Source organism: Brevundimonas sp. DC300-4, assembly GCF_049897365.1.
GTDB lineage: Bacteria > Pseudomonadota > Alphaproteobacteria > Caulobacterales > Caulobacteraceae > Brevundimonas.
In genome coordinates this window covers 37,628-63,163 of record NZ_JAFCWC010000006.1, presented here as the reverse complement: position 1 = coordinate 63,163, position 25,536 = coordinate 37,628, and the positions used below count along the sequence as shown (strand labels likewise).

27 protein-coding genes and 1 tRNA gene are annotated in these 25,536 nt (G+C 68.8%); 11 read left to right on the top strand and 17 right to left on the bottom strand.

The features are described from left to right. Nucleotides 1–39 precede the first annotated feature (39 nt). Complete coding sequence (locus tag ACP7AZ_RS11430; RefSeq protein ID WP_426038779.1) at nt 40–1,293, bottom strand: multidrug effflux MFS transporter; 1,254 nt, start codon at nt 1,291–1,293, stop codon at nt 40–42. An 85-nt stretch (nt 1,294–1,378) separates the two neighbouring features. Then, nucleotides 1,379–1,699, bottom strand: coding sequence for a hypothetical protein (locus ACP7AZ_RS11425; protein ID WP_426038778.1), 321 nt, complete (start codon nt 1,697–1,699; stop codon nt 1,379–1,381). A 131-nt stretch (nt 1,700–1,830) separates the two neighbouring features. Between ACP7AZ_RS11425 and ACP7AZ_RS11420 the strand changes: the two genes are divergently transcribed. After that, nucleotides 1,831–3,198, top strand: coding sequence for a DUF6880 family protein (locus tag ACP7AZ_RS11420; RefSeq protein ID WP_426038777.1), 1,368 nt, complete (start codon nt 1,831–1,833; stop codon nt 3,196–3,198). 5 nt (nt 3,199–3,203) lie between these two features. Here the strand turns inward: ACP7AZ_RS11420 and ACP7AZ_RS11415 are convergent. Then, nucleotides 3,204–3,288 (bottom strand) — tRNA-Leu (locus tag ACP7AZ_RS11415). Between the two features lie 154 nt (nt 3,289–3,442). Here ACP7AZ_RS11415 and ACP7AZ_RS11410 point away from each other — a divergent pair. Further along, on the top strand, nt 3,443–4,381 hold the full coding sequence (locus tag ACP7AZ_RS11410; RefSeq protein WP_426038776.1) for an ATP-grasp domain-containing protein: 939 nt from the start codon (nt 3,443–3,445) through the stop codon (nt 4,379–4,381). Beyond that, complete coding sequence (locus ACP7AZ_RS11405; protein WP_426038775.1) at nt 4,378–5,421, top strand: LLM class flavin-dependent oxidoreductase; 1,044 nt, start codon at nt 4,378–4,380, stop codon at nt 5,419–5,421. Before ACP7AZ_RS11410 ends, ACP7AZ_RS11405 begins: the two co-directional genes overlap by 4 nt. Nucleotides 5,422–5,424: 3 nt before the next feature. Here the strand turns inward: ACP7AZ_RS11405 and ACP7AZ_RS11400 are convergent, their stop codons facing one another. The 9 genes from ACP7AZ_RS11400 to hppD form a co-directional block, all read right to left on the bottom strand. Continuing rightward, nucleotides 5,425–6,219: a hypothetical protein gene (locus ACP7AZ_RS11400; RefSeq protein WP_426038774.1), complete on the bottom strand. Its 795-nt coding sequence runs from the start codon at nt 6,217–6,219 to the stop codon at nt 5,425–5,427. Nucleotides 6,220–6,237: 18 nt separating this feature from the next. Continuing rightward, nucleotides 6,238–7,023: a hypothetical protein gene (locus ACP7AZ_RS11395; RefSeq protein ID WP_426038773.1), complete on the bottom strand. Its 786-nt coding sequence runs from the start codon at nt 7,021–7,023 to the stop codon at nt 6,238–6,240. 26 nt (nt 7,024–7,049) lie between these two features. Next, complete coding sequence (locus ACP7AZ_RS11390) at nt 7,050–7,592, bottom strand: CcdC protein domain-containing protein (RefSeq protein WP_426038772.1); 543 nt, start codon at nt 7,590–7,592, stop codon at nt 7,050–7,052. 83 nt (nt 7,593–7,675) lie between these two features. Continuing rightward, nucleotides 7,676–8,683: a fumarylacetoacetate hydrolase family protein gene (locus ACP7AZ_RS11385; protein WP_426038771.1), complete on the bottom strand. Its 1,008-nt coding sequence runs from the start codon at nt 8,681–8,683 to the stop codon at nt 7,676–7,678. A 53-nt stretch (nt 8,684–8,736) separates the two neighbouring features. Continuing rightward, nucleotides 8,737–9,495 carry a hypothetical protein gene (locus ACP7AZ_RS11380; RefSeq protein WP_426038770.1) on the bottom strand — a complete coding sequence of 253 codons (759 nt, stop codon included), beginning with the start codon at nt 9,493–9,495 and terminating at the stop codon, nt 8,737–8,739. Nucleotides 9,496–9,609: 114 nt separating this feature from the next. Next, the gene (locus tag ACP7AZ_RS11375; RefSeq protein ID WP_426038769.1) at nt 9,610–9,870 is read right to left on the bottom strand and encodes a hypothetical protein; all 261 of its coding nucleotides are present in this window, start codon (nt 9,868–9,870) and stop codon (nt 9,610–9,612) included. Then, a complete protein-coding gene (locus ACP7AZ_RS11370; RefSeq protein WP_426038768.1) occupies nt 9,870–10,235 on the bottom strand; it encodes a cupin domain-containing protein in 366 nt (121 codons plus the stop codon). Before ACP7AZ_RS11370 ends, ACP7AZ_RS11375 begins: the two co-directional genes overlap by 1 nt. Then, nucleotides 10,232–11,284 carry an isoaspartyl peptidase/L-asparaginase family protein gene (locus ACP7AZ_RS11365; protein WP_426038767.1) on the bottom strand — a complete coding sequence of 351 codons (1,053 nt, stop codon included), beginning with the start codon at nt 11,282–11,284 and terminating at the stop codon, nt 10,232–10,234. The genes ACP7AZ_RS11370 and ACP7AZ_RS11365 overlap by 4 nt, the downstream gene beginning before the upstream one ends. Nucleotides 11,285–11,641: 357 nt before the next feature. Next, nucleotides 11,642–12,748, bottom strand: coding sequence for a 4-hydroxyphenylpyruvate dioxygenase (gene hppD, locus ACP7AZ_RS11360; protein ID WP_426038766.1), 1,107 nt, complete (start codon nt 12,746–12,748; stop codon nt 11,642–11,644). A 201-nt stretch (nt 12,749–12,949) separates the two neighbouring features. On the opposite strand from hppD, the gene ACP7AZ_RS11355 reads away from it, so the two are divergent. The 6 genes from ACP7AZ_RS11355 to hisC all read left to right on the top strand — a co-directional run bounded on the left by ACP7AZ_RS11355 (nt 12,950) and on the right by hisC (nt 18,077). Next, nucleotides 12,950–13,525, top strand: a complete 576-nt coding sequence (locus ACP7AZ_RS11355; RefSeq protein WP_426038765.1) for a YqaA family protein — start codon at nt 12,950–12,952, stop codon at nt 13,523–13,525. Between the two features lie 168 nt (nt 13,526–13,693). Further along, entirely contained in the window at nt 13,694–14,230 is a 537-nt protein-coding gene (locus tag ACP7AZ_RS11350; RefSeq protein ID WP_426038764.1) for a disulfide bond formation protein B, read from the top strand. Beyond that, on the top strand, nt 14,208–14,792 hold the full coding sequence (locus ACP7AZ_RS11345) for a demethoxyubiquinone hydroxylase family protein (RefSeq protein WP_426038763.1): 585 nt from the start codon (nt 14,208–14,210) through the stop codon (nt 14,790–14,792). Before ACP7AZ_RS11350 ends, ACP7AZ_RS11345 begins: the two co-directional genes overlap by 23 nt. Before the next feature lie 401 nt (nt 14,793–15,193). After that, nucleotides 15,194–16,243, top strand: coding sequence for a DUF2125 domain-containing protein (locus tag ACP7AZ_RS11340; RefSeq protein ID WP_426038762.1), 1,050 nt, complete (start codon nt 15,194–15,196; stop codon nt 16,241–16,243). Then, a complete protein-coding gene (locus ACP7AZ_RS11335) occupies nt 16,243–16,950 on the top strand; it encodes a hypothetical protein (RefSeq protein WP_426038761.1) in 708 nt (235 codons plus the stop codon). The genes ACP7AZ_RS11340 and ACP7AZ_RS11335 overlap by 1 nt, the downstream gene beginning before the upstream one ends. 29 nt (nt 16,951–16,979) lie before the next feature. Then, nucleotides 16,980–18,077, top strand: coding sequence for a histidinol-phosphate transaminase (hisC, locus tag ACP7AZ_RS11330; RefSeq protein WP_426038760.1), 1,098 nt, complete (start codon nt 16,980–16,982; stop codon nt 18,075–18,077). A 12-nt stretch (nt 18,078–18,089) separates the two neighbouring features. On the opposite strand, the gene ACP7AZ_RS11325 is transcribed toward hisC, so the two are convergent. From ACP7AZ_RS11325 to ACP7AZ_RS11310, 4 genes are read right to left on the bottom strand one after another with little or no spacing between them, the layout of a single operon-like run. Next, entirely contained in the window at nt 18,090–18,815 is a 726-nt protein-coding gene (locus ACP7AZ_RS11325) for a lysophospholipid acyltransferase family protein (RefSeq protein WP_426038759.1), read from the bottom strand. Beyond that, entirely contained in the window at nt 18,812–19,438 is a 627-nt protein-coding gene (locus ACP7AZ_RS11320) for a YdcF family protein (protein ID WP_426038758.1), read from the bottom strand. The genes ACP7AZ_RS11325 and ACP7AZ_RS11320 overlap by 4 nt, the downstream gene beginning before the upstream one ends. A gap of 9 nt (nt 19,439–19,447) precedes the next feature. Further along, nucleotides 19,448–20,380 carry a cell division protein FtsX gene (locus ACP7AZ_RS11315; RefSeq protein WP_426038757.1) on the bottom strand — a complete coding sequence of 311 codons (933 nt, stop codon included), beginning with the start codon at nt 20,378–20,380 and terminating at the stop codon, nt 19,448–19,450. Next, nucleotides 20,377–21,087 (bottom strand): cell division ATP-binding protein FtsE, encoded by a 711-nt coding sequence (locus ACP7AZ_RS11310; protein ID WP_426038756.1) that lies wholly within the window; start codon nt 21,085–21,087, stop codon nt 20,377–20,379. Before ACP7AZ_RS11310 ends, ACP7AZ_RS11315 begins: the two co-directional genes overlap by 4 nt. A 77-nt stretch (nt 21,088–21,164) precedes the next feature. Between ACP7AZ_RS11310 and ACP7AZ_RS11305 the strand changes: the two genes are divergently transcribed. Together ACP7AZ_RS11305 and ACP7AZ_RS11300 are read left to right on the top strand one after the other, a co-directional pair. Then, nucleotides 21,165–22,076, top strand: a complete 912-nt coding sequence (locus ACP7AZ_RS11305) for a zinc-ribbon domain-containing protein (RefSeq protein ID WP_426038755.1) — start codon at nt 21,165–21,167, stop codon at nt 22,074–22,076. Then, a complete protein-coding gene (locus ACP7AZ_RS11300; RefSeq protein ID WP_426038754.1) occupies nt 22,069–22,602 on the top strand; it encodes a phosphoribosyltransferase in 534 nt (177 codons plus the stop codon). The genes ACP7AZ_RS11305 and ACP7AZ_RS11300 overlap by 8 nt, the downstream gene beginning before the upstream one ends. On the opposite strand, the gene recQ is transcribed toward ACP7AZ_RS11300, so the two are convergent. Continuing rightward, nucleotides 22,599–24,473 carry a DNA helicase RecQ gene (gene recQ, locus ACP7AZ_RS11295; protein WP_426038753.1) on the bottom strand — a complete coding sequence of 625 codons (1,875 nt, stop codon included), beginning with the start codon at nt 24,471–24,473 and terminating at the stop codon, nt 22,599–22,601. The two genes, ACP7AZ_RS11300 and recQ, sit on opposite strands and share 4 nt — an antisense overlap. Between the last annotated feature and the right edge of the window lie 1,063 nt (nt 24,474–25,536).

Sequence of the window (25,536 nt, the reverse complement as noted above, 5' to 3'; positions counted from 1 at the left end):
AAAGCGTGGCGAGATCAAGGGGGCGTCGCGCCCCGCGGCCTACTCGGCGGCGACCGGGACCGGATTGCGGGCCACGAACAGCCTGCCGCGTTCGGCCAGCAGAACGAAGCCCAGGGCGGCGATCCCGCAGGCGGTGATGCCCAGGGTCATGGGCACGACCGTGCCGTTGAACGACTGGCCGATGGCGAAGCCGATCAGCGAGCCGATGATGGTCGAGATGAAGCCCTGGGCCGAGGAGGCGGTGCCGGCGATATGGCCCATCGGCTCCATCGCCATGGCGCCGAAGTTGCCGGCCAGAAGGCCGAAGCAGAACATGGTGCAGGCCTGCAGGATGCCGAAGGTCCAGATGGTCTCGTGGCCGCTGAGCGTGACCATCAGGTGGAGGGCGCCGAAGGTGATGAAGCCCAGGAGCGCCGTGTGGCCGATCATGCGCGAGCCCAGCTTCTCGACCAGTTTCGCGTTGACGACGGAGGCGATGGCGATGCCGCCGGCGATCAGGGCGAAGACGGTGGTGAACAGGGCCGGGGCCTCGAACACGTCGAAGAAGATCTGCTGCGACGAGTTGATGAAGGCGAACAGGGCGCCCGTGATCGCCGTCATGGCCAGGGTGTAGCCGATGGAGACGCGGTTGGTGACGGCCTCCCTGAACGCCAGGACGATGCGGTTCGCCTCGATCGGAAGGCGATCCCGGGGGTGAAGCGTCTCGGGCAGGCGCAGGCCGGCCCAGATCATCAGGGCGACGCCTGCGAAGGCGAGAACGCCGAAGATCGCCTCCCACGGCGCGACCAGAAGGATGGCCTGACCGAGGGAGGGGGCGATGACGGGGACGCCGAGGAAGACGAGGAAGCTGAGGCTCATCACCCGCGCCATTGTCCGGCCCGAGAAGCGGTCACGTACGATGGAGACGGCCAGAACGCGGGTCGCGGCCGAGCCGAGACCCTGACCGACGCGGGCCAGGATCAGGGTCTCGAACGTCGGGGCCAGCATGGCGACCAGGCTGAAGACGACATAGATGCCGACGCCGATCATCAGGATCGGCTTCCGGCCGAACCGGTCGGCGAGCGGGCCGTAGACGATCTGCATGCCGCCGAAGCCGAGCAGATAGGCGGTGATGACCCACTGGCGGCTGTTGTCGGAGGCAACGCCCAAGGCATCGCCGATATCCGGCAGGGCCGGCAGCATGGAGTCGATGGCCAGGGCATTGAGCGCCATCATCAGGGCGATCATGCAGACGAACTCCGGGAAGCCCGGGCCTTTGGGCTTGGCGATTTCGTCCGTGGTTGAGGTCATCATGTCCAGATGCGTGTTGGGTCGCCGCCCCGCAACCGGCCAGCCTGTAACTTTTCGCAACTGCGAGATGACGGTTGCGACGCAGGGACTAGGGCATGAACTGGATGGTGCGGGCGAACCTGTGATCGACCGCGGACCGGTCGGTCGTCGCATCCGCCATCAGGGCGATGGCGGCGTCACCGAAGCCCATGCCGGGATGGGTCTCTTCCAGAACGGCGCATTCACCGACGCGGCCGTCGGCGAAGGCCGTGCATTCGAGGGTCACCGCAACGCTCTGGAGCAGCGGCGCCGGAGCGGGTTCGAGCGCCGTCATCGACGCGGGTTCGACGGTGAGCGCCGCGCGGGTGAGAGTGGGCCGGCCCAGCGAGGGGTCGGCGAACAGGGCGAGGGCGAGGGTCAGAGCAATCATGGGACGGGCCTTTGGACTGCCGGATTAATGATCGGCGGACCGGAGCGTTCCCGCTGCGCGGCAGACGACATCGGACCTATCGCTGATGTGACCCGTTCGGCACACTGTGTGATCCTGACGGAAGGCGATCCATGGCGAAGAGACCGGCGACGGCGAAGAAGACCCTGTCGGCGGCGAACCTGAAGGCGCTCGGGGACGCGCGTCTGGCCGATCTGCTGATGGAGATGGCGGGCGAGGACGCGGGCTGGAAGCGGCGGCTGCGCATGGAGCTGGCGGCCGAGGTCGGGGCGGCCGATCTGGCGCTGGAGATCGACAAGCGGCTGAACACCCTGGCGGGCAGCCGGACCCGGGTGTCGTGGCGGAAGCGGCCGGAGTTGCTGGCCGACCTGACGACCGTCCGCCGGATCATTGTGGACAGGCTGGCGGCCATGGATGCGCGGCTGGGGCTGGACCGTCTGGTGGCCTGGTTCGACCTCTATCCGGGGCTGGCCGCGCGGGTGAAGGATCCAAAGGGCGAGCTGGCCCTGCTGTTCGACGGGTCATCGACGGAACTGGCCGCGACGGCCTCGCTGGCGGGGGCGGAGGTGGCGGCGCCGATCCTGATCGAGGCGCTGAATACGCGACTGTCGGAATGGGGAAGCTGGATCGGGCGCGGGGCGGCGGGGCTGAGCAGGCCCCTGGCGCGGGCGTTGCTGCTCGGGATCACCCAGGGGAGGCCCAGGCCCACTGGGCGGCTGGCGCTGGTGGTGAGGAAGCTGGCGGACCGGGCGGGCGACCTGGACGCCTGGGTCTCCTCGCTGCCGGAGGAGGATCGGGTCAAGCCGGAGATCGGCGCCGAGATCGCGCGACGGCTGGCCGAGGCCGGGCGTTCGGTCGAGGCCCGGGCGGCGCTGGAGGCGTCGCGGCCGAGGTTGGTCGAGGCGTCACGCTCGGGCCGGCGCGAACCGGAACCGCCGCCGCCTCCGCCGGAAAACTGGCTGACCGCCGAGATCGCCGTGCTGGAAACCGAGGGCGATGCGAAGGGCGCCAGCGATGCGCGCTGGATGCTGTTCGAACGGACCCTGGCCGAGGCGCCGCTGCGGGCCGAGATCGCCAAACTGTCCGACTTCGAGGACGTCGTCGCCCTGGACCGCGCCTTCGCCCACGCCGCCGCCTACCCTGACGCGACGGCGGGCCTGAGGTTCCTGATGACCTGGCCGGCGCTGCGCGAGGCGGGAGAGATGGTCGTGGCGCGGGCCGGCGACCTGCGCGGCTCGGCCGATGAGGTTCCGCTGTGGGCGTCGCGGCTGGAGGGACGGCATCCGGCGGCGGCCCTGGCGTTGATCCGGGCGCGAGCCGTGGCCCTGGCCCGCCTCGCGCTTGGCAGCGGTGGCGAGGAGATCGAGCATCTGGTCCAGCAGGCCGCAGCGCTGGCGGCCCAGACCGGCGACGACGGGCAGGACGGGTTTCTGATGGGTCTGGAGGAGGCGGCGCGGCCGGTAAGGCGCGGCTGGCGCTGAGAATGTGGTGCCCCGGGCCGGGGTCGAACCGGCACTCCTTTCGGAACCGGATTTTGAGTCCGGCGCGTCTACCAGTTCCACCACCGGGGCCCGCAGGGTTGCTGTAGAGCGAGGGAAGGCCTCGCGCTACAGCAGCCCTGCCATTTTTTGTGGGCTACTGCTCGCGACGCGGTCGCTCGCTGCTTGAGCCAGATTCTCAGCTGCGCCCCTTGCGTTCCATCATGGTGTAACGCACATCCCCGCCATGACCGAGCCTCTCCCCGACCTCGCCATCGTCTATGAGCATCCCGAATGGTTCGAGCCGCTGTTCGCGGCCCTGAACCGGCACGGGGTCAGCCATGTGAAGGTCCCGCTGGGCGACAGCACCTTCGATCCGGCCGGGTCGCCGGCGCCGGCGACGGTGGTGTTCTCAAGGGTGGCGATGTCGTCCTTCCTGCGCGAGCCGGAGCATCCGATCTTCTACGCCCAGAGCCTGTTCGAGCACTGGCAGGGACAGGGGACGCGGGTGGTCAACGCCTCGGCCCTGAACATCGACACCTCCAAGGCGCGGCAGATGTCCCTGATCGCCCGTCTGGGCCTGAAGGGGCCGGCGACGCGGGTGGCGCACCGGCAGGCGGACATTCCGGGGGCGGCCGAGGGGCTGCGCTATCCGGTGCTGGTCAAGGCCGATATCGGCGGGGCCGGGGCCGGCATCACCCGCTATGAGACGCCTGAGGCGCTGGCCGAGGCGGCCGGTGAAAAATGGTGCCCGGTAGGGGTCAACGGCATCTCCCTGATCCAGGAATATGCGCCGCGCCAGGACGGCAAGATCACCCGCGTCGAGACGCTGAACGGCAAGTATCTTTACGCCATCGATATCGAGAGCCCGGGCGACGCCTTTGATCTGTGCCCCGCCGACACCTGTCTGGTGCGGCCGGGCGCGCCGACCCTGACCATGACGAAGACGACGCCGCCGCCGGAGATCATCGAGGCGGTCGAGCGGCTGGCCGTCGCGGGCCAACTGGAGATCGGGGGCGTCGAATATCTGATCGACGACCGGGACGGGTCGGTCCTGTTTTACGACATCAACGGACTATCGAACTTCGTGGCCAGACCGGTCGAGGTGCTGGGCTTCGACCCGCACGACGATCTGGTCGACTGGCTCAAGGGTATTGTGGCGGAAGAAAAGGCGAAGCGCGCATGAGGTATGGATACTGGGCCCCCGTCTTCGGCGGCTGGCTGCGCAACGTCGCCGATGAGCGGGAGGCGTCGTGGGAGAATGCGTCGCGGCTGGTCAAGCGGTCCGAGGCCCTGGGCTATGACCTGACCCTGATCGCCGAGCTCAACCTGAACGACATCAAGGGGATCGAGGCGCCGGCGCTGGACGCCTGGTCCACGGCGGCGGCGCTGGCGGCGGTGACCGAGACGATCGAGCTGATGGTCGCGGTGCGTCCGAACTTCCACCAGCCGGCCCTGTTCGCGAAACAGGCGGCCAATATCGACCGGATCTCGAACGGACGTCTGGCCCTGAACGTCGTCTCGTCGTGGTGGGCCAAGGAGGCGGAGAGCTACGGCCTGCAGTTCGACCAGCACGACGATCGCTATGGCCGGACGGCGGAGTGGCTGACCGTGCTGTCGCGCCTGTGGACCGATAAGCGCGTCGACTTCGAGGGTAAATACTACACGCTGCAGGACGCGATCGTGGAGCCGAAGCCGACCTCCACCCCCGAACGGCCACGCCCGGTCATTTATGCCGGCGGGGAATCCGAGGCGGCCAAGACGCTGATCGCGAAACACTGCGACGCCTATGTCATGCACGGCGACGAGCCCGAGCATATCGCGGCGAAGATCGCCGACATGCGCGAACGGCGCGAGAGTTTCGGCCTGCCGCCGATGTCGTACGGCATGGCCGCTTATGCCATCGTGCGCGACACCCAGGTCGAGGCCGAACGCGAGCTGGAGCGGATCACGACCATTCCCGGTCTGGCGGACGGCACGCCCCCGGCGGGCTTCGCCAACTTCGACCAGTGGCTGTCGGGGACCGAGCTGGAGCGGGAGCTGAAGATCCGCGAATACAGCGTCTCCAACCGGGGTCTGCGCCCCGGCTTCGTGGGGACGCCTGAGACCGTCCGTGGACGGATGGAAGAGTTCGAGGCCGCCGGTCTGGACCTCGTGCTGCTGCAGATGTCGCCGCAGGAGGAAGAGATGGAGCGGTTCTCGGCCCAGGTGATCCGGCCGAACTGAGCGTCAGCGGGGACGCAGACGGCTCGGGATGGGCGGCAGGTCGAGGCCGAGGCCGTAGCGGACGTAGAATGAGACCCGGCGGTCCTCCATCGCCCCCGTCTCACCGTCCTTCATCTCGACGCGTCCGGTCCGGTGCGCGCCCAGCACGGCCGCGCGGCCGAAGCCGCCGCCTTCCGGAAACTCGCTCTCGACGCGGCACTGGCGGAGCGCCCCGCTGCTCGCGACCCCGCAGATCAGGGCCGTGACGCCCGTTTCGGAATCAGTCCGCGCGGGGAAGCTCGGCGTCGGCCTGTCACGCCACTGGAGCCCGGCGAGGTTCTCGCGGTCGGGCGCAGCGGTGCTGTCCTCCGGCATTTCGCGACCGCAGGCCTCGAAGACGCGTCCGATCGCCGAGGGCGAGGCTGGCAGGTCGACAGCGATCCGTCGCACCCGCTCGCCGTCAGGAACCCCGAGGGCGAAGCGGCCGCCGCGTCGAAGATCGCGCGCGACGTGGGCCGGCCACAGGGCGAAGGCGGACTGATTTCGACCGCCGCTGACCCAGAGGCTGTCGTCGTCGGTTCGCTCGCCCATCTGGTAGTCGAAGGTCTGGATCCCTTCGCGCGTCGGTAGACCGGAGACGACCACGCTCAGCGTCTCGCCCAGACAGCGGACGGCGACGCCGAAATTGTCGAAAGTGACGGCGGCGATGGTCAGATCCCGATCGGCGTCGTGGCCGAAGTCCCAGTCCTCGCCGTCCTGGGCTGAGGCGGGGGCGGCGAGCAGTAGCGCCAGTGCGCCGGCGATGACGGCTCTGGGCATGCAGGTTCCGATCACCGGCTATCGCATTCGAAAGACGTTGCGGAAGGCGATCATGCGGGGCGCGTACTGGCCCGGCGTTTCGCCCGGGCTGACGATGCGGGCGTTGTCGATCGCGGCGAGGGCGGCGCGTCCGAAGGCGCCGTCGACCGGGAACTCGGATTCGACGACGCATTGTTCCAGCCCGCCGTCGGGCTGGACCACGCAGGACAGTATGGCCGAGGCCTCGGCGTAGTTGGTTCGGGGATAACGCGGACGAGGCTCGCGCGCCCAGGTCACGCCGCGCGGCAGGCCGTCCTCCTCGATCTCGGGCAGAAGTTCGTCGCGCGGATCGACCGTAGGCCGGTCACAGGCGGTCAGGGTCTCATCGATGGCGGTCGGAGAGGCAGGCAGCTCGAGATCGTGGCGAAGGTTGCGACCGTCGCCCGCGCCGTTGGGGATGAGGATGCTGACGCGCCCGCCCTCCCGGACTTCCCGCGCCAGAGGGGCGGGATAGTCGGCCACGGCCACCGTGAGATCGGTGGTCACGTTCCAGATGGTCTCGTGGGGCTCGTCGTCGCCGATGCCGATCCGCAGCACACGGGTCCGGGCGCCGCGGGACGCCGCAGGCAGGCCGGCGATCACCGCGCCATAGACCCCGTCGACGCACCGGAAGGCCACGGTCAGACCGGAGTCCATCGGCATGAAGGCCATTACCGACTTCTGGTCCGGCCGGCGGACCATTTCCCAGTCGGTGGTCGCGTCCTGGGCCAGGGCGGACCCGGCGCCGGCGAGGGCGATCAGGGAGGCGAGGGCTTTCAGACGCATACGCTCACTCTCGACTGGGGAACGGATCAGGCGGCAGGGGCGGCCGCGACGTGGCTGTCGGTTCCGCCGGCGAGGACGCGACGGGCGCGGATGAACATCTCGATCCGCTGGACCACGATCATGCCGACGACGAAGACCAGGAAGGCGTCGGCGATGGCCAACGCATTCAAATGCCAGGCGGCAGCGTGGGGTTCCAGCACCGACCGCAGGGTGCTGCGGCCGAGGAAAAGGCCGATGATCAGGATGATGCCGAGGGGCGAGGCCTGGGCCTTCAGCGTGCCGTCGGGGTGGCGCTGGATGGTGGTCATCTTGCCGCGCCACCAGCCCGCCGCGCAGCCGAGGAGGAAGCCGAGGGCGAGCATGGCCCAGGCGGTCACGTCAAACGGCGTGTGATCAGCACCCGGCTCCATACTGGTGCCCCAGAGGGCCAGACCCATCAGGGGAACGATGATCGCAGGGGTGACCCACATCCATTTCGGTCGCAGCGTCCGAGGCGCGCGGTTCCTGAGCAGGATCAGCGGCACCATGATCACGAGCGCGATGAGCGGTGCGTACTGTTGCGGCGTCATGGCCGGGCTCTCCGTGACGGCACGTCGCCGTGTGGGTCAGATAAGCACGTTCAGCGTGTGCCGGGAAGCGGTCAAGGATCGCGTCAGACGGGTTGCACGACCTGTTCGATGGCCCCGAAGATCGAGCGGCGCCCGTCGTCGAGCATCTCGATGCGAACGGTGTCGCCGTGCTTCAGGAAAGGGGTCACGGCCGCGCCGCCGGTGATGGTTTCGACGGTGCGGATCTCGGCGATGCAGGAATAGCCCTGGCCGCCCTGATCGACCGGCTTGCCCGGGCCGCCGTCGGCGCCCTTGTTCGACACGGTGCCCGAGCCGATGATCGTGCCCGCGCCCAGGCTGCGGGTTTTCGCGAGGTGGGCGATCAGGACGCCGAAGTCGAAGGTCATGTCGACGCCCGCGTCGGCGGCGCCGAAGTCCTTGCCGTTCAACTGGACTGACAGGGCACCGGACAGCTTGCCGTCCTTCCAGCGATCGCCGAGGGCCGCGGGGGTGACGAAGACGGGCGACAGGGTCGAGGCCGGCTTGGACTGGACGAAGCCGAACCCCTTGCCGAGCTCGCCGGGGATCAGGTTGCGCAGGGAGACGTCATTGACGAGGCCGACGAGGCGGATACAGCCGCGCGCCTCCTCCGGCGTCACGCCCTGCGGCACGTCGCCGGTGACGACGACGATCTCGGCCTCCAGGTCGCAGCCCCAGCTTTCGTCGGCGAGCAGGATCGGGTCGCGGGCGCCCATGAAGTGGTCGGAGCCGCCCTGGTACATCAGGGGGTCGGTCCAGAAGCTGGCGGGCATCTCGGCGCCGCGCGCCTTACGCACCAGTTCGACGTGGTTCACATAGGCCGAACCGTCCGCCCACTGATAGGCGCGGGGCAGGGGGGCGGCGGCGTCGCGTTCGTGGAAGCGTCCGCGCGGCACGGCCTCGTGATCGAGGCTCTCGGCCAGGGCGCGGAGCCTGGGCTCGCAACGCTCCCAGTCGTCGAGCGCCGCCTGCAGGCTGGGCGCGATCAGGAAGGCGTCGGTGAACCAGGCGAGGTCCGAGGAGACGACCACGAGGCGACCGTCACGGCCGTGCTTGAGCGAGGCGAGTTTCATGAGTTCAGGCTAGGCGTTTTCGGCTCGCCTGCAAACCATCAGGCGCCGCAAGATCAGCGGGAGAACGCTCGTCTCGCCTCACGGAGTTCGCGGATTCGCGCCGTACCGTCGGACCAGTGATCGTGGAATTTGCGCACGGCCCGGCTGAGAGCATCGATCTGTTCGGGCCCGGTCATGTGGCGGGTCCCGTCCGGATGGGCGTCGTCAACGTGGCTTCCGTGATTCGTATTGTCGTGGCCGCCGCCCGGATGATGATGGCCCGCCTCGCCGCAACCTCCAGCCCCGGCGACGGGCAGGCCGCCGACGTAGACCTGATTGATCGTCACCGACGCGGGCTTGCAGGTGCAGTTCCGGGGCGTGGCGCAGGTGCAGCCATGCGAGTTTCTGTCGTCGTGGTCGGCGCTGTGGCCCGCGCCATGGGCGTCCGGGGCCGCCGTGACCTCGCCGGCCAGTGCGTTCTCGAGCGCTTCGAACCGGCCAGCGATACCGCCGGCCAGGTCCAGCACGGGGCCGAGGCGCTCGCGGATGACGGCCTTCAGCGCTTCCGCACGAGACTTGAGGTCGTTGCTGGAGGCGCCCATGGCGGCGTTGGACGCCTTCAGGATGGCCTTGTGTATGTCAGCCGGGGCCTTGTCGGCATCCCGGTCCCCCGACTGTTCCAGATGCCACCGGCCGAGGAAGAACATGCCCGCCGCGACGGCCAGCAGGAGCAGAAAGAGGATCAGGGCCAGCAGTGGCGACAGGCCCAGGAACAGGGGCTCGTCCACGCGGGAATAGACGCCCTCGGCCGCTTCGAAATCCGATGGATACATGCCCATTTCCCGCAATCGCCGAACGCCGTGCGATCATGGCGCAGGGGCGAACGCCTGACCACGGAAAAGGTTAACGGCGGACTGTGAAGGTTGTGGGTGTCGCCGCTCAGCGTCTCAGGGGGCGTGCAGGATGGCGCGGGCTTCTACGCCCTCGCGGGCGGCGGCGGCGGCGTCGCGGACCTCGACCTCGACAATGATCGCGCCCTCGGGATCCAGCGCCCAGAGGTAGCGGCGCTCTATCTCGACCGTGCGGCCGGATGGGGCGAAGCCTTCGAAACTGTCGCCCCAGGGGGTGATCCGCTTGAGTTCGGGCCAGGTCATGGCGCAGGCGGCGTTGAGCTCCTCCTGCGCCATGACCGTCAGTTCGTCCGACATCAGGCCATGACTCCGCCGGGCGCGGTGAACCCGGACACGGGCGCGTCGCCGGTGTTCACGACTTCGGACGGTTCGAAGATCAGGACCTCCGCCTCCTCGTCCGCGCCGGTACGGTGTTCGACGCCCTTGGGCACGACGATGAACTGACCGGGATCGAGGGTGACGATGCGGTCGCGGAACTCGACCCGGAACCGGCCCTTCCAGACCAGGAACATCTCCTCGGCCTCGGCATGGGTGTGCCAGGGGAAGATGCCCTGGACCTTGACCAGCCGCAGGTCCTGACCGTTCAGCTGGGCCGCGATCCGGGGCCGCCAGTGGTCGGAGAAGCCCGCGAACTTTTCGACGAGGTCGACGGCTGAGGTCACGGGCGCGGCTCGTCGCCGTAGATGGCGACCGCGGCGGGGGCGTCGGCGCGGATGGAGCCGCGGTACATGCCGGTGGTGGTCATGGCGAAAGCCGGGCGGCCTTGCGCGTCCATGACGATGACCCCGCCGGATCCGCCCAGCGACAGGGCGTCGTCGACCTCGGCCTGGGCTGCGACCTGACCGGTCGCGCCGTCGGCGATGCGGGAACAGATGTCGCGCGCCACCGAGGCGCGGATGTAGAATTCGCCGTCGCCGGTCGCCGAGACCGCGCAGCCGTCGCGGTTGGAGGCGTAGGTGCCGGCCCCGATCACCGGCACGTCGCCGACCCGGCCCCAGCGCTTGCCGGTCGTGCCGCCGGTCGATGTGCCGGCCGCGAGGCGGCCCTGACTGTCGAGAGCGACGGCGCCGACGGTGCCGAACTTGCGCTCGTTCAGGGGCGGGGCAGGCTCCAGCGAGGCCATGCCGGCGGGCGGGGCGCCGGCGGGCCGTTCGGGGATCGGCAGGTTGTTGTCAGTCAAGAATTTCAGAAGCCCCTGCCAGCGGCGCTCGGTGAAGAAGAAGGACGGGTCGACCTGCTCCAACCCCTGCGAGGCCGCGAAGGCATCGGCGCCCGAGCCGATCAGCATGACGTGGGGGCTCTGCTCCATGACCGCGCGGGCGGCGGCGATCGGGTGGCGGGTGGTGGTCAGGCCCGCCACGGCGCCGGCTGTCAGGTCCGAGCCGTTCATCACAGCGGCGTCCAGTTCGTTGCGGCCGGCGGCGGTGAAGACCGCGCCGCGCCCGGCGTTGAACAGGGGATCGTCCTCCATGAGCTGGATCGCGGCCTCGACAGCGTCGAGCGCCTCGCCGCCGTTGCGAAGGACCTCGGCCCCGGCCTCCAGCGCCCGCGTGAGGGCGGCGCGATAGGCGGCGTCCTGTTCCGGCGACAGGTTCGCGCGCTCGATGACGCCCGCTCCGCCATGGATGGCGAAGGACCACTGGGGGCGGTCCTGCGCGGCGGCGGGAGAGGCGAGAGCCAAGGCGGCGATGAGGGCGGGCAGGAGTTTCATGGGACACACCATATCAATCTGTCTCCTCCCTGTCGCCTTAGGCAATGGGGAGGTGGCTCGAAGCGAAGCGGAGAGACCGAGGGGTTCTGGACGGTGGCGAAAACCCCTCCGTCGGCTCGCATAGAGGCTCGCTGCCACCTCCCCATCGCTTCGCGACAGGGAGGAGACACCAGTCAGGGCTCACGCTTGTGATGCGACCATTTCCAGACGCGATAGGCCAGGATCGGAGCGAAGCCGCCGATCAGGGCGCCGGCCAGGACGGGCCAGAAGCCCATCTGGAGCCACTGTCCGATCAGGCCGCCGACCACGGCCGCGACGAGCGGGCCGAGGAACGGCAGCCAGGAGGGAGGCGCGATCTTAATTGGCGTCGACCTTGATGACCCCGCGACGGATCTGGTCCAGCTCGATGGAATCGAACAGGGCCTGGAAATTGCCGTTGCCGAAGCCCTCGTTGCCCTTGCGCTGGATGATCTCGAAGAAGATCGGCCCGAAGGTGTCCTGGGTGAAGATCTGGAGCAGCAGGCCCTCCTCGTCCGAGCCGTCGATCAGGATGCGGTTCTTGCGCATGCGTTCGACGTCATGACCGTGGTTGGGCAGGCGTTTATCGATCAGTTCGAAATAGGTCTCGATCGTGTCCTGGAACACCACGCCGCGCTCACGCATGGTTTCCACGGTGGCGAAGATGTCGTCGGTGGCCAGGGCGATGTGCTGGATGCCCTCGCCGTTATAGCGACGCAGGTATTCCTCGATCTGCGAGTTGTCGTCCTGGCTCTCGTTCAGGGGGATGCGGATCGCGCGGTCGGGCGCGATCATCGCCTGGGAGAAGAGGCCCGTCGCCTTGCCCTTGATGTCGAAATATTTCTGCTCCTCGAAGGCGAAGATGTCGCCGTAGAAGCCGGACCACGTTCGCATCTGGCCGCGCTTCACATTGTGGGTCAGGTGATCCAGCAGGTGCAGGCCGACGTTGTTCTTGCGCTCGGCCTCCTCCCAGCCCTCGATCTCGTCCCAGCTGTCGTAGAGGGAGCCGGTCTCGCCATAGGCGTCGATGATGTAGAGCAGGCTCCCGCCGATGCCGCGCAGCGCATAGGCACCCTCGCCCAGCGCCCCGCCGCCATGCATGTCGGCCGGATGGGCGCCGCGCGCCACGGCCTCGTCATAGGCCTTCTTCGCATCGTTGACCCGGAAGGCCATGCCGTTGGCCGAGGGGCCGTGGTCGCGCGCGAATTCGCCGGCGTGACCATCGGGCCTCGTATGGACGAGGAAGGTGATGTCGCCCTGCTTCATGCGCACGACGCCATTCTTCGGATTCACATGCGTCTGGACGAAGCCCATCACCTCGATCTGTTTGATCATGGCCTGGGGATCGGGGCCGGTGAACTCGACGAATTCAAAGCCGTCGACGCCCAGCGGGTTCTCGTAGGCGGGAATGGTGGCGTCAGCCGTGCGTGCGGTCAGGTCGTCCATGGGGCGTCTCCTGCAATGTTGCGGGACCGGAGCATGCTTTTTGAGGGCGGGGCCGGTCGATTGGCGCGGAACCTAGTGGTGCCGGGACGACAAGCCAAGTCGGGTATGATCACGATGGAAAGACCGACGCTGCGGCGCCGAGGCGGATGGACCGGCGATCCCGTTCATTGCTAGGGCTGGAGACGATCTCCGGGGACGCTCATGCTGCGCAAACTCTACGACTGGGTCTTCGAACAGGCGCGCAAGCCCTATGCCGAGAAGACCATGGCGATGGTGTCCTTCGCCGAGGCGTCGTTCTTCCCCATCCCGCCGGACGTGATGCTGGCGCCGATGATCCTGTCGCGGCCGGATCGGGCCTATCGCTATGCGGCGGTCTGTTCGATCGCATCGCTGCTGGGCGGGCTGCTGGGCTATGCGATCGGCGTCTTCCTGGAGCCGGTGGCCGTGCGGCTGCTTGAGTTCTTCGGCCACGGCATGGACATGCGCGTCTATCAGTCATGGTTCGCGTCGAACGGCTTCCTCGTCATCCTCGGCAAGGGGCTGACGCCGATCCCGTTCAAGCTGGTGACCATCGCCGCCGGCATGGCCCATTTCCATCTGGGTCTGTTCATCCTGGCCGTGGCGATCACGCGATCGGGCCGGTTCTTCCTCGAGGCCTGGATTCTCAAGACCTGGGGACCGTCCATGCTGGCGATCGTCGAGAAGCGGCTGGTCCTGTCGTTCGTGATCGCCCTTGTCTTGCTGGTCGGCGGATTCCTTGCGCTGAAGCTTCTGTGATCCTTCCCCATCGGGGGAGGGGGACCATGCAGTGGTGGAGGAGGCCGACTCCAGACGCCGAGTGTGGCGTTAGCCCCCTCCGTCACGTCGCGAAGGCGCGCTGCGCCACCTCCCCCGATGGGGAGGATTGGATCGACGGACGCTCAGGGTCGGTCTAAGAACGAAATCATGAGAAGCGCCTATCGTCTCCTGACCCGTTGGTGGACCGCCTTCGCCCTGGCGATTTCGCTGGCGATGCTAGGCGCAGCCCATGCGTTCGAGCGGTTCGCCGGCCTCAGCCCCTGCAACCTCTGCCTCAAACAGCGCGAGGTGTTCTGGGGCGCGGTGGCCATCTCACTCGTGGCCACGCTCTGGGCCCTCATCAGTCAGTCGCGCCGGGGCACGCCGCGCATCGCCGCCTTCCTGCTGTTCGCCGTCTTTGCCACCGGCGCGATCACCGCCGGCTTTCATGCCGGGGGTGAGCTGAAGTGGTGGGACCTGCCGGCGCTTTGCGCCGGCGGCGGCGCGGGCGCGGACCTGGAAGGCCTGACCTCGCTGGCGCTGGGCACCGGTCCGGCCGTTCGGATCGCCCTGTGCGACGCGGTGACGTGGAGCTTCCTCGGCCTGTCCATGGCAGGATGGAACGCCCTGATCTCCGCTGCGCTTGCAGGGATCAGCCTGCTCGCCGCCAAGAGACCCAAGGATGCCAGAGCCCCTCGCAACTGAACCCCGCCGCACGCCTTTGCCCCGTCCGGGGCGGGGAGCGATGCGCGCTCGGATGGCCCAGATCCTGCGCGTCGATCACGCCGGGGAGTTTGGGGCCGTGAAGATCTACGAGGCGCAAGCGCGGATCTTCGGGGGCGTGCGCGGCAAGGCGACGATCACTGCCGACATGGTCGAGATGCAGGCCGGCGAAGCGGTGCACAAGGCGCGCTTCGATGCCTTGTTGACACAACACGGCGTGCGGCCGACGGCCATACTGCCGCTATGGTCCCTGGCGGCGACCGGGCTGGGGGCTGCGACAGCCCTGATGGGCGAGAAGGCGGCGCATGCCTGCACCGAGGCGGTGGAGAGCGTGATCGAGCAACACTACGCCGATCAGATCGCCGAGCTGGCGGACCGCGAGCCGGAACTGGCGGCGGAGCTGACGAAATTCCGCGACGAGGAGCTGGAACACCACGACCACGCGGTTGCGCATGGCAGCCGGGAGGCGCCGGGGTATCGGTTGCTCAGCGCCGTGATCAAGGCGGGATGCCGGGTGGCGATCAAGGTGTCGGAGCGGGTCTAGCCTGCCTTCTCCGGTTGCGGGAGCAGGAAGCGGTCACAGCTCGAACGTCACCACCCCACGCTTCGCCGACCGCTCGTGCGGCCCACGACGGTCGCGGATGACCGCCTGGATAGAATCGATCCGTCGACGCTGATGCAGCGACTGGGTCTCCATGGCGGTCTGCCTTCGCTGATCGGATCAGAACGGCCGCACCACGATGACGATGACGATGCCGTTCTGTGAGCGGCGCGGCAGCTTGCCGCCGAATTGTTCCAGCCCCATATCCGCCCGTCTTAGCGCCTATTGCTCAGGCAGACGTTCCGGACTCTACAGACTATCCAGACTCCGTTTCGGGGAGTCCGGTTGTCCCGACCTCCTGGACTATTCGGACTTCATTTCCCGTTTGCTCGCCAAAGGCCACGATGACCGACGCTCCGCCGATCCGCCACAAACGCTCCGGTCTGTTCGCGCCGATCGGCCTGTTCCTGATCGTGCTGATCGCTTGGTCCATCTGGTGGTTCGTCCTGGCCGGTCAGGTCCGCAACCAGCTGGACCAGCGGGTCGAGGCGATGCGCGCCGGCGGATGGGATGTGACCTATACCGCGCTGGGAACCTCGGGCTGGCCGTTCCGCGTCCGGCTGGGCGCCGGGAACGTCTCCATCACCGCGCCGTCGGGCCTGGCCGTCGCCGCGCCTGAATTGGCCGCCGAGGCCAACGCGTGGAATCCCGACAAATGGGTGCTCGTCGTCGGCGAAGGCCTGGTCCTGACCCGCCCGGGCAAGGGCAAGGTCGCCGTACGTGGCCAGTTCATCCGCGCCAGCGTCCACGGCCTGACCCAGCGCTGGCCCAATGTCGCCATCGAGTTGGCGAAGCCGGAATTCACCTCGCATGAGGGGGCCGAGGTCTTCCCCATCTCCCGCGCGGAGAAGGCCGAACTCTATCTGCGGCCACATCTGGCGCCCGCCGGTTCCCCCGGCGTCGACACCAGTATTGACGTCCTGTTCCGCCTGATCGACGCGGAGGGTCGCCCCGGCGGCCCGGTCGAGGGCATGGCCCGCAACGGCAAGCTGACCGCGCAGATCGAGACGGTCATCGAAGACGCCGACCGCCTCCAGGGCGCGGATGCGGCCGGGGTCTTCGCCGCCTGGACCCGTGCGGGTGGACGCTTCACCGCCGTGCGTGGCGAACTGTCGGCGGGCGAGAGCCGCGCCACCCTGTCCAGCGAGGTCCTGTCCGCCAATGCCGACGGCCGTCTGCAGGGCGTGGTCTCACTCCAGGCGGTCAAGCCGATGGCCGCCATCGCCGGGCTGGCGCGTTCGGGATCTGGCTCTGTCAATCGCGTGGGCGCGGCCGGGGCCGCCGCGGCCACCGCCGTGCGGGGCGACGACGACATGGCGCTGGAGCTGACCTTCCGCGACGGCCGCACCTTCCTCGGACCCTTCGCCATCGTCCCGGCGCCCAAGCTGTTCTGATGGCGAGAAAGCACGGAGCCCTGCTGGAGGAGCCCAAGGTCGATGCCGACCGGCTGGTGCTCGATCAGGCCCTGATCGAGGCCCTGACCGACCGGCTGGCTGCCGGGCCCGACCCCTCGCCCGATGCATCCACCCTCGCCCTGCGCGCCCTGCTGGCCGAGGCCTACGATCCTAATCAAGCCGCCATGCTACGCGCCCTCTGGGGGCGGATCGAGACCCGCACCGGTCCGGCCATGGTCGTCGCCGGCGCCGCCGCCCAACTGCTGGCCGCCGACCGGTTCGGACTGTCGGCCCAGGCGGTCGCCGACCCCGAGGCCGCCCTGGCCCGGGCCGCGTCCGGCGCCCGCGCCCTGATCGACCTCGCGACGGGCCATCCCTGGTGGGGCAAGCTGCTGGCCCGGCCCGGGTTGCGGGTCATCGCCGCCCTGCCTGACGACCGCCACGGCCTCCCTTCGACGCTCATGATCGCCGCCGCGCCAACCGGCCCGACCGGCGCGGACCGCACCTTCTGGGTGACCGATTCCGCCCTGTCCGACGGACGAATCATCGAGGCGCTGGCCGCTTGCGGCTTCGTCGGCAAACCGCTTGCCTCCGTCAGCGGCTTGAAGCTGTTCATGTTGGCGGGCTATGTGCAGGCCGAAGACGGGCGGCTGCACCATGCGCCCGGTTCGCTGTCCGGCATAATCGGCTCAGCTCCTCTGTTCTGACGTCTCCCCGAGTTCCGAAAGACCGCCTCATGACCGAGATCAACGCGCCCGCGCCCAAGCCGGGCATCCTCGACATCGCCCCCTATGTCGGCGGCAAGTCGTCGATCGTCGGCATCGCCGAGCCGATGAAGCTGTCGTCGAACGAGAACGCCCTGGGCGCAGGGTCGAAGGCGCGCGAAGCCTATGAGGCCGCGATCAAGAACATCCACATCTACCCCGACGGCCGCGCCACCAAGCTGCGCACGGCGGTCGCCGAACACCACGGTCTGGAGCCCGAGCGGCTGATCTTCGGCAACGGGTCTGACGAGGTCTTCGCCCTGCTGAACCAGGCCTATCTGACGCCGGGCGACAATATCGTCACCGGCCAGTACGGCTTCCTCGCCTACCGGATCAGCGCCCTTGGCTGCGAGGCCCAGGTCAAGCTGGCGCCGGAACCGGGCTACAAGGCCGAGGTCGACGCGCTGCTGGCCGAGGTCGATGAACGGACCAGGATCGTCTACGTCTCCAACCCCTCGAACCCGACCGGCAGCTACAATTCGGGCGAGGAAATCCGCCGCCTGCACGAGGCCCTGCCGCCACACATCGTGCTGGTCATTGACGAGGCCTATGCCGAGTTCGTCACGGAGGCCGACTGGGAGACCGCCTTCCCGCTGGCCCGCGAGGCGGCCAACGTGGTCGTCACCCGCACCTTCTCCAAGATCCACGGCCTCGGCGGACTGCGCGTCGGCTTCGGCTACGCGCCGATTGGCGTGGCCGAGGCGGTGGACCGCATCCGCCTGCCGTTCAACGTGTCCATCCCCGGCATCGAGGCGGCGACCGCCGCCCTTGGCGACGAGGCGCACCAGAAAGCGTCGCGCGAGATGGTCCAGACCTGGCGCCCGCGCCTGACCCAGGCCATCCGCGGCTTCGGTTTCGAGGTCCTGCCGAGCGCCGGCAACTTCGTCCTGATCCTTTTCAAGGACGAGAAGCGCAACGCGGCGGCCGCCAGCGACTACCTGAACTCCAGGGGCATCATCGTTCGCCCGGTCGGGGGCTACGGCATCCACGACGGCCTGCGCATCACCGTCGGCACGGAAGACCAGAACCGCGCCGTCATCGACGCCCTGAGCGAGTTCGCAGCGAGCTGATCGACCTTGCGGCTAGAGGCGGGGCGCCACCGCGCTTTGGGACAGCAGGGCTTTCGAGGCCGACTCGATTCGCCCCTCCAGTTCCGCCATGAAGGGCGCGCGCTTCAGTCCGGCGGGGATGGGCTCGAGGAATTCGAAGGTGGCCACGCCCTGCGGAATGGACCCTTCCGCCGGCCACCAGACGCCGGAGTCTGTCGCGACCGGAATGCAGGAGACCTCCAGATCGCGGTAGAGGGCGGCGATCCCGGGCTTGTACTCGGGCACGGCGCCCACTTCGGCTCGGGTGCCTTCGGGAAAGATGATGACCTGACGGCCCTCGGCGATCCGCTCGCGGGCCTGACGCACCATGTCCTTCAGCGCCTTGGCGTGGCCGTCGCGATCCACGGCGATCATTCTGGTCTTCACGCCGAACCAGCCGAGGAAGGGCATGTGCGTCAGCTCCTTCTTCAGCACGAAACAGGGGTCCGGCAGGACCGCGATCAGGGCGACGAAATCCAGCAGCCCCTGATGCTTGGACGCGACAAGGGCGCCGCCGGTCGGCAGATGCTCACGGCCCAGGGTCTGAACCTTCACGCCCGCAATCCAGCGGTAACCCCAAAGAGCCGTCCGGGCCCAGATATGGACCACGCCCATCGCCTGGCGGTGACCCATCAGCAGAGCTGGCGACAGGCCTACGGCGACGGCGGCCATCGACAGGTAGAACCAGACAACGAACAGGAATGTGCGGAGGCTCTTCACGCGGGCGCCGCTTCCTTCTCGGCCGTCGGCCGCTCGTCGTGGCCGGTGACCTTGTGCAAGGTCTCCCGACCGAGGACGGCGAGGTATTTGACGTATTCCAGCGTCATCCGTCTCGCCGTGACGGCCGCCCGCCACCAGCGCGAGTTGTCCAGCGACGGCGTCGAGACGGCGTAGGGCGTCAGCTCCAGATCCGGCGCTGCGCTACGCAGTTCCAGAATGGAACGGGGCATATGATAGTCCGAGGTGACCACGATCAGGCTGTCATAACCCCTGGCGCGGGCCCAGGCGGCGATCTCCTGGGCGTTGCCATTCGTGGTCTCGGCCTCGAAGCCCAGGTCGACGCAGCAGTTGAACAGGCGGTTGGACCCCGGCGTCAGTTCACGCAGTTCCTTGCGGCGGACCTCGCGGTTGACGCCTGAGATCAGGACCCGCTCGCCCTTGTCCTGTTCCAGCAGGCGGATGGCGGCGTTGACCCGCTCGGCGGAAGGGCCGGTCAGGGCGACGATGCCGTCGGCGCGCGCGGGCTCCGGTGCGGGCGTGAAGCCGCGCACCCGGTCGGCGAAGGCGAACAGCCCCACCAGCCAGATCAGGGCCACGATCCCGACAAGCGCCAGAAACTTCATGCTTAATCTCTAGCCGCCGACCTGGGACGCGCCAAGTCTCGCCATCGCCCGTCCGGCGCCAAGTCGCGCCGCGACAAGCGCCACCGTAGCGGCGACCAGCGGGCAAGGCGAGAGCATCAGGATATCGGCCCAGGCGACGGGCAGGGCGGGGGTCAGGCCTTTGGATCCGCCGAGCGCCCGCAGGAGGGCGAGCAGGGCGATGGCTGTCGCCGTTCCCGCCGCGCCGGCGACCAGGGCCAGCAGGGCGTAGCGGCGCTGGAACAACCAGGCGATGGCGGCGTCGGTGGCGCCGGAGAGGCTCAGGGTCTCGATCACCGATCGGCGCGCCTGGATGCCGGCGCGGACGGCGTAGATGATGGCCGCCCCCGCCGCGAAGGCCGTGGTCAGGAAGGCGGCGAGCGCCAGGACGGTGATCAGGGTCGCCGACCGTTCGACCTCGCCGCGCCACAGGCTGTGGTCGTCGACGGTGGCGTCCAGCCCCGCCTCGGCCAGGGCGCGGCCCAGGGTCAGGGCGCTGGCGGGCGCGCTGCGGTCCAGGCGGACGGTGACCAGAAAGGGCAGGGGCAGGTCGGCCAGCACGGCCTCGCCCATCCACGGACGCAGCAGGGCCTCGGCGGTCGCGCGGTCCATGGCGGCGGCCTCGGCCACGCCGTTGACGCCGGCCAGGGTCTCGGCGGCCCGGGCGGCTGCGGTGGCGCCGCTCTCACCGACACGCGGACGGACCTGGACCGTGGCTTCGGCCCGCAGTTCACGGGCCCATCCGTGCGCCGCCCGGTCCGCGGCGACCGCACCGACGGCGGCGAGGCAGGCGAGGAAGCAGAGGACGGCGATGACCGCGGCCAGCCAGCGCTCCCCGGCCGCGTCGCGCGGCAGGAGACCGCTCTCGGGCCGGACCGGTCGGGCTCGCGGGCCGGAGCCGAACAGGGTGGACCAGCGGATCACGTCGCGACCCCCGAGATGCGGCCGTCGCGCAACTGCAACCGGCGCGCGCCCGACCGCCTGGCCAGATCTTCGTCATGGCTGGCGATCAGGACGGTGGCGCCCAGGGTGTTGAGCGCCTGGAACAGTTTCAGCAGCCGATCGGCCATGGCCGGGTCGACGCTGCCGGTCGGTTCGTCGGCCAGGATCAGGTCCGGTTTGGCCATGACGGCGCGGGCGATGGCGAGGCGCTGTTTCTCGCCGCCGGACAGGGCGGTCGGCAGGGCGTCGGCGCGATCGCCCAGCCCGACCCAGGCCAGCATCTCCTGGACGTCGGCGGCGTAGTCGCTGCGTTTGCCGCCACGCACCCGCAGCGACAGGGCGGCGTTGTCGAAGACGCTGAGGTGATCCAGCAGACGGAAGTCCTGGAACACGACCCCCATGCGCCGACGCCAGGCGGGTCGGTCGCGGGCGGTGATCCCTGTGACGTCTTCTCCGAACAGGGCGATGCGGCCTTCCGCGGGCCGGTCGGCGAGGGTCAGAAGACGCAGCAGCGAAGACTTTCCCGCTCCCGACGCGCCGGTAAGGAAGTGGAAAGAGCCACGCGGCAGGATGAGGTTAACGTCCCGCAGCACGCCGGGCGATTCGGCATAGCCGAAACCGACCGCCGAGAGGCGGACGGTTTCGGGCGAAGGCGCGGATTCGGCGGCGCGACGGGGCGACTGAGGCATCGATTGTTTTCGTTAGGACCGGACCGCATTGCGTTCCGACAGGAGGGGGCCGGCGAGCGGCCTCGCAGTCAGCGACCATGATACTGACCTGCCCGTCCTGCGCCACCAGCTATTTTGCCCCCGACGGCGCCATTCCGCCCGGCGGCCGCAAGGTGCGCTGCCAGTCCTGCGCCCATGTCTGGCACGGTATGCCGAGCGACGAACCGCTGGAGCTGACGGCGGCCAGCGAACCGATCCTCGCTCAGGAGCCCAGGAGTTTCGAGGACGCGCCGCCGGTCTCGCCCGAGATTCCCGCGCCCGAACTGCCCAAGGCCTTCCGTGCCCGGGCCGAACAGCAGCGTCGGCTGCGCCGTGCCGCGACCCACGGCGCGGTCTGGGCCGGTCTGGCCAGCCTGTTCGTCGGCCTGATCGGCGCCGGCTGGCTGTTCCGGGTCGAGGTGGTGGAACTGTATCCCCGCGCCGCGGCCGCCTACGCCATGGTCGGGACGCCGGTGAACCCGACCGGGCTCGAGTTCGAGGCCCTGACCGCCAAGGCCGTGGCCGAACGGCCGGACATGGTGATGGTGTCCGGCGCCCTTCGGAACGTCAGGGATCGCGAGATCGTCGCGCCGCCGGTCCGGGTCGCCCTGCTCGACGCCCATGGGGCCGAGGTCGGGTACGCCCTGATCGAGCTGGACGGGGCCCCCGTCCTTCCGGGCGGGGTCGAGGGCTTCGCCGCCCTGATCCGCGACCCCGGCGCGCATGGCGTCGATGTCGGCGTCGATTTCGCCAGGGCGGGAGCCGGACCGGCCGCGCATACGGAGGCCGCGCCCGCCGCCCGCGCCCGACCCTTGCCGACGCCCGACGACCACGGCCTGCGGCCCGCCATGATTGAGGAGGCTCCGACAATGCATGCCGAGCCGATCGACGCGACCCCGGTCCCCGCCGCGCCGACGCATGAGTCTATCGACAGCCATGGGGCCGAGGCGGTATCCGCCTCGCATGGCTGAAGCTCCCCCGACGCCCACCGTCCTCCTTTCCGAAGCCGAGATCGGTCGGATCGTCGCCGATCTGGCCGAACAGATCGCCCCGGTCATCGACGACGAGACCGTGGCGGCGGTGCTGCTGACCGGCGGCCTGTGGTTCGCCGCCGACCTGACGCGGGCCCTGTCGCGGATCGGACGGAATGTCCGCTTCGACGCCCTGTGGCTGGCGTCCTACGGAGACGAAAAGTCGAGCCGGGGCCGGATCGACGTGCATGCGCCGTTCCAGCGGTCGTTGACGGATCGCAAGGTGCTGATCCTCGACGACGTGTTCGATACCGGCCTGTCGCTGGCCGAGGCCGTGCGGCATGCGAGGGAAGCGGGGGCCGCCCAGGTCGTGACCTGCGTCTTCGCCCGCAAGCCCTGGCCGAAGCCCCGTGCCCCCGAGCCGGACTTCGTCGGCTGGGAGGCGCCGAACCGGTTCCTGGTCGGCTACGGCCTGGACCACGCCGGCGCCCTGCGCGGCCTGCCGGACATCTGCGCGCTGGATTAATCCGCGCCCGTCAGCGCGGCCAGGACGCCCTTGCCGTAGCGGTCGATCTTGGTCTGGCCGACGCCGGAGATGGCGGCGAGCGCGTCGAGCGAGCCGGGCTCGCGCTGGGCGATCTCCAGCAGGGTCTTGTCCTGGAAGATGACATAGGGCGGGACGTGCTGTTCGGCGGCGCGGTCGCGGCGCCAGGCGCGCAGGGTCTCGAAACGGGCGCGGACGTCGGCGTCGAGCGCCTCGACCGCGGCGTTGCGGTCGTTGCGGGTGCGGTTCCTCGGGCTGGCGGATCGACCGGTGTCGGAACCCGGCGGGGTGCGGCGGACCTCGACGGCGATCTCGCCGCGATAGACGGCGCGGACACGTTCGGCGTCGCCGAGGCCGACCAGCGGCTTGCCGTCGTTGGGATCCTCGAGCAGCAGGCCTTCGAACATCAGGTGGTCGACGATGTCGCGCCAGCCGCCCAACGAGATCTCCTTGCCGATGCCCCAGGTGGAGAGGTCGCTCTCCCACGGCTGGACGTCTTTCGTCTTGCCCAGCAGGTGGTCGACGATCCGCCCCTTGCCGAAGCGGCCGCCGAGGCGCTGGACGGCGGCGAGCGCCTTCTGGGCCGGGACGGTGGCGTCATAGAGGGCGGGCGGGTCGCAACACACGTCGCAGACGCCGCACGCGCCGGCGTCGGTTTCTCCGAAATAGCGCCGCACGGCCTGGGGCCGGCAGGTCGCGCCGTCCAGCATGGCGAACAGCTGGCGAGCTTTCCGCGCCTGGACCTGTTTGACCTCCTCGGCCATCGGGCGGCTGTCGAGACGTTTCAGGGTCCAGGCGATGTCGGAGGGGCCGTAGAGGGTGATGCCCTCGGCCGGCTCGCCGTCGCGTCCGGCGCGGCCGATCTCCTGCCAGTAGGCCTCGAGGCTGCCCGGCGGATCGGCGTGGATGACGAAGCGGACGTCGGCCTTGTCGACCCCCATGCCGAAGGCGATGGTCGCGACCATGACGGCGCCGTCTTCAGCCAGGAACCTTTCGAGCCGCTTGTCGCGCTCTCCGCCCGGCATTCCGGCGTGATAGGCGATGGCGTTGGTCCCGGCGGATTTCAGGGCGTCAGCGACGCGTTCGCAGCCGTCGCGGCTGCCGCAATAGACGACGCCCGACTGGCCGCGTCGGGCCTGAACCAGTTCGATGACGTGGGCGTCGGTCCTGGCGCGCGAGGCGCTCTCCTTGCGAATGGCCGAGAGCTGCAGGTTCGGGCGGGCGAAACTGTCGACGAAGACAGCGGCGTGCTCGAGGCGGAGCGAGGCCAGGATGTCGTCGCGGGTGCGGGCGTCGGCGGTGGCGGTGACGGCGATGCGGGGGACGCCAGGGAAGAGTTCGCCGAGGCGACCGAGGGTCCGATAGTCGGGGCGGAAGTCGTGGCCCCATTGCGAGACGCAGTGGGCCTCGTCGATGGCGATCAGCGACAGGGGCAGGTCGCGCAGACGGTCGGTCAGGGCGCCGGAGGCCAGGCCTTCGGGTGAGACATAGAGCAGGTCCAGTTCACCGGACTGCGCCGCGCGCAGGACATCGGTGCGCTCGTTCAGCGACAGGCCGGAGTCGAGCCGGGCCGCCGCCACCCCCTGCTGCTTCAGCGCCTCGACCTGATCGGTCATCAGGGCGATCAGGGGAGAGATGACGAGGCCGAGGCCGGGGCGCAGGATGGCCGGGATCTGGTAGCAGACGCTCTTGCCGCCGCCGGTCGGGAGGACGGCGAGGACGTCACGGCCGGCCATGATCTCGGTGACGACCTGGGCCTGCAGCCCCCGGAAGTCGGCATGGCCCCAGACCCGTTCCAGCGTCTGCCGCGCGGCGTCGAGGCCGGGCGGGGAGGTGGGTGAGTCGGCGAGCATGGACGGCTTGTGCCGCATAGGGGCTGGCGTGTCATCCGTCCCTGATTGGCCAGCTGCAGGGTGGCCCACGCGCGGTTTGCGGGCCGAGATCCCTGGATCTGCTCCTTGAGTTTCACCTCGACCTGCGCCCCACCCCGTGAATGCGGAGAGGAAAGAGGGCAGGAGCGTGGGGTTCTATGTGTGGGGGTCAGGTCAGTGTGGGGCACCAAGCGCGCAGGATGTGGACACGGGGACACGGGGACACCAGGACATCAGGACATGAGGCCAGTCAGCCGTCGTCGTTCTGCCCATGCGCCCTGATGTGACTCACTGCTGATTTGGAGGCATCAACCTCTGCGCTTGAGACCCGCCGCCCCACTGACGATGGGTTCGTTTTGCGAAAAGGACCCCTGCCCATCTCGGCGTCGGACGTTGCAACCAGTTGCAACTTTGATTGCCCGGGCGACAGCGTGGAAGCAGCGCGAGCAACACCACGCCTGAGCACGTGGCCCACTTGGCTGCGCGGCCCCGTGTCTTATCCGTTGTCCCTTGGCTTTCAGCCCAGGCGCCCCCCAGTTCCAGCCTAAGCCCCAGCCTAAGCCCCAGCCTAAGCCCCAGCCCGTAGCCGCTAATGATCGGCCCAGAGCTCGAGAAGCGAACCCCTCGGACTGGGCTCTGCCGATACCTGCTCCGGGTAGCCAGGTAGCCATGCCACTATCTGCGTCTGGATTGCCTGCGCTAGAGGCAACTGAGCTAGCACGGTACCGCGCGCCTGCAGGCGACAGGGCGAACCTGACGTCCCGCCTTGCCCACCCGACTTCGCGCTGATGGCGTTAGGCGGCCCACCTGTGTGGGTGCCGCTGAGGTGTTCGGGCTGAGCGCGCTTGATCGCTTTGCATCTTGAAGAGCGCCTTTGACGAGCGCGCGAGATATATTTTATTCAATTAAATCATACTATTGACTAGTCTTACACCTGGTCTAAGCATTCTCTTGCTTTGTATTGAAGCGTTCACAAGGAAAACTAATCATGAGAATCGGCGATCAGTGTGTTTTCGTTCGATACAAGCGAACAATGAGGCCCGGC

Coding starts and splice junctions, on each gene's coding strand:
- ACP7AZ_RS11355 (WP_426038765.1), top strand. CDS start 12,950: ATGCTGCGCAAACTCTACGACTGGGTCTTCGAACAGGCGCGCAAGCCC.
- ACP7AZ_RS11425 (WP_426038778.1), bottom strand. CDS start 1,699: ATGATTGCTCTGACCCTCGCCCTCGCCCTGTTCGCCGACCCCTCGCTG.
- ACP7AZ_RS11320 (WP_426038758.1), bottom strand. CDS start 19,438: ATGAAGTTTCTGGCGCTTGTCGGGATCGTGGCCCTGATCTGGCTGGTG.
- ACP7AZ_RS11395 (WP_426038773.1), bottom strand. CDS start 7,023: ATGCGTCTGAAAGCCCTCGCCTCCCTGATCGCCCTCGCCGGCGCCGGG.
- ACP7AZ_RS11345 (WP_426038763.1), top strand. CDS start 14,208: ATGCCAGAGCCCCTCGCAACTGAACCCCGCCGCACGCCTTTGCCCCGT.
- ACP7AZ_RS11430 (WP_426038779.1), bottom strand. CDS start 1,293: ATGATGACCTCAACCACGGACGAAATCGCCAAGCCCAAAGGCCCGGGC.
- hisC (WP_426038760.1), top strand. CDS start 16,980: ATGACCGAGATCAACGCGCCCGCGCCCAAGCCGGGCATCCTCGACATC.
- ACP7AZ_RS11405 (WP_426038775.1), top strand. CDS start 4,378: ATGAGGTATGGATACTGGGCCCCCGTCTTCGGCGGCTGGCTGCGCAAC.
- hppD (WP_426038766.1), bottom strand. CDS start 12,748: ATGGACGACCTGACCGCACGCACGGCTGACGCCACCATTCCCGCCTAC.
- ACP7AZ_RS11340 (WP_426038762.1), top strand. CDS start 15,194: ATGACCGACGCTCCGCCGATCCGCCACAAACGCTCCGGTCTGTTCGCG.
- ACP7AZ_RS11385 (WP_426038771.1), bottom strand. CDS start 8,683: ATGAAACTCGCCTCGCTCAAGCACGGCCGTGACGGTCGCCTCGTGGTC.
- ACP7AZ_RS11350 (WP_426038764.1), top strand. CDS start 13,694: ATGAGAAGCGCCTATCGTCTCCTGACCCGTTGGTGGACCGCCTTCGCC.
- ACP7AZ_RS11390 (WP_426038772.1), bottom strand. CDS start 7,592: ATGACGCCGCAACAGTACGCACCGCTCATCGCGCTCGTGATCATGGTG.
- ACP7AZ_RS11375 (WP_426038769.1), bottom strand. CDS start 9,870: ATGTCGGACGAACTGACGGTCATGGCGCAGGAGGAGCTCAACGCCGCC.
- recQ (WP_426038753.1), bottom strand. CDS start 24,473: ATGCTCGCCGACTCACCCACCTCCCCGCCCGGCCTCGACGCCGCGCGG.
- ACP7AZ_RS11300 (WP_426038754.1), top strand. CDS start 22,069: ATGGCTGAAGCTCCCCCGACGCCCACCGTCCTCCTTTCCGAAGCCGAG.
- ACP7AZ_RS11365 (WP_426038767.1), bottom strand. CDS start 11,284: ATGAAACTCCTGCCCGCCCTCATCGCCGCCTTGGCTCTCGCCTCTCCC.
- ACP7AZ_RS11305 (WP_426038755.1), top strand. CDS start 21,165: ATGATACTGACCTGCCCGTCCTGCGCCACCAGCTATTTTGCCCCCGAC.
- ACP7AZ_RS11335 (WP_426038761.1), top strand. CDS start 16,243: ATGGCGAGAAAGCACGGAGCCCTGCTGGAGGAGCCCAAGGTCGATGCC.
- ACP7AZ_RS11380 (WP_426038770.1), bottom strand. CDS start 9,495: ATGTATCCATCGGATTTCGAAGCGGCCGAGGGCGTCTATTCCCGCGTG.
- ACP7AZ_RS11410 (WP_426038776.1), top strand. CDS start 3,443: ATGACCGAGCCTCTCCCCGACCTCGCCATCGTCTATGAGCATCCCGAA.
- ACP7AZ_RS11310 (WP_426038756.1), bottom strand. CDS start 21,087: ATGCCTCAGTCGCCCCGTCGCGCCGCCGAATCCGCGCCTTCGCCCGAA.
- ACP7AZ_RS11400 (WP_426038774.1), bottom strand. CDS start 6,219: ATGCCCAGAGCCGTCATCGCCGGCGCACTGGCGCTACTGCTCGCCGCC.
- ACP7AZ_RS11420 (WP_426038777.1), top strand. CDS start 1,831: ATGGCGAAGAGACCGGCGACGGCGAAGAAGACCCTGTCGGCGGCGAAC.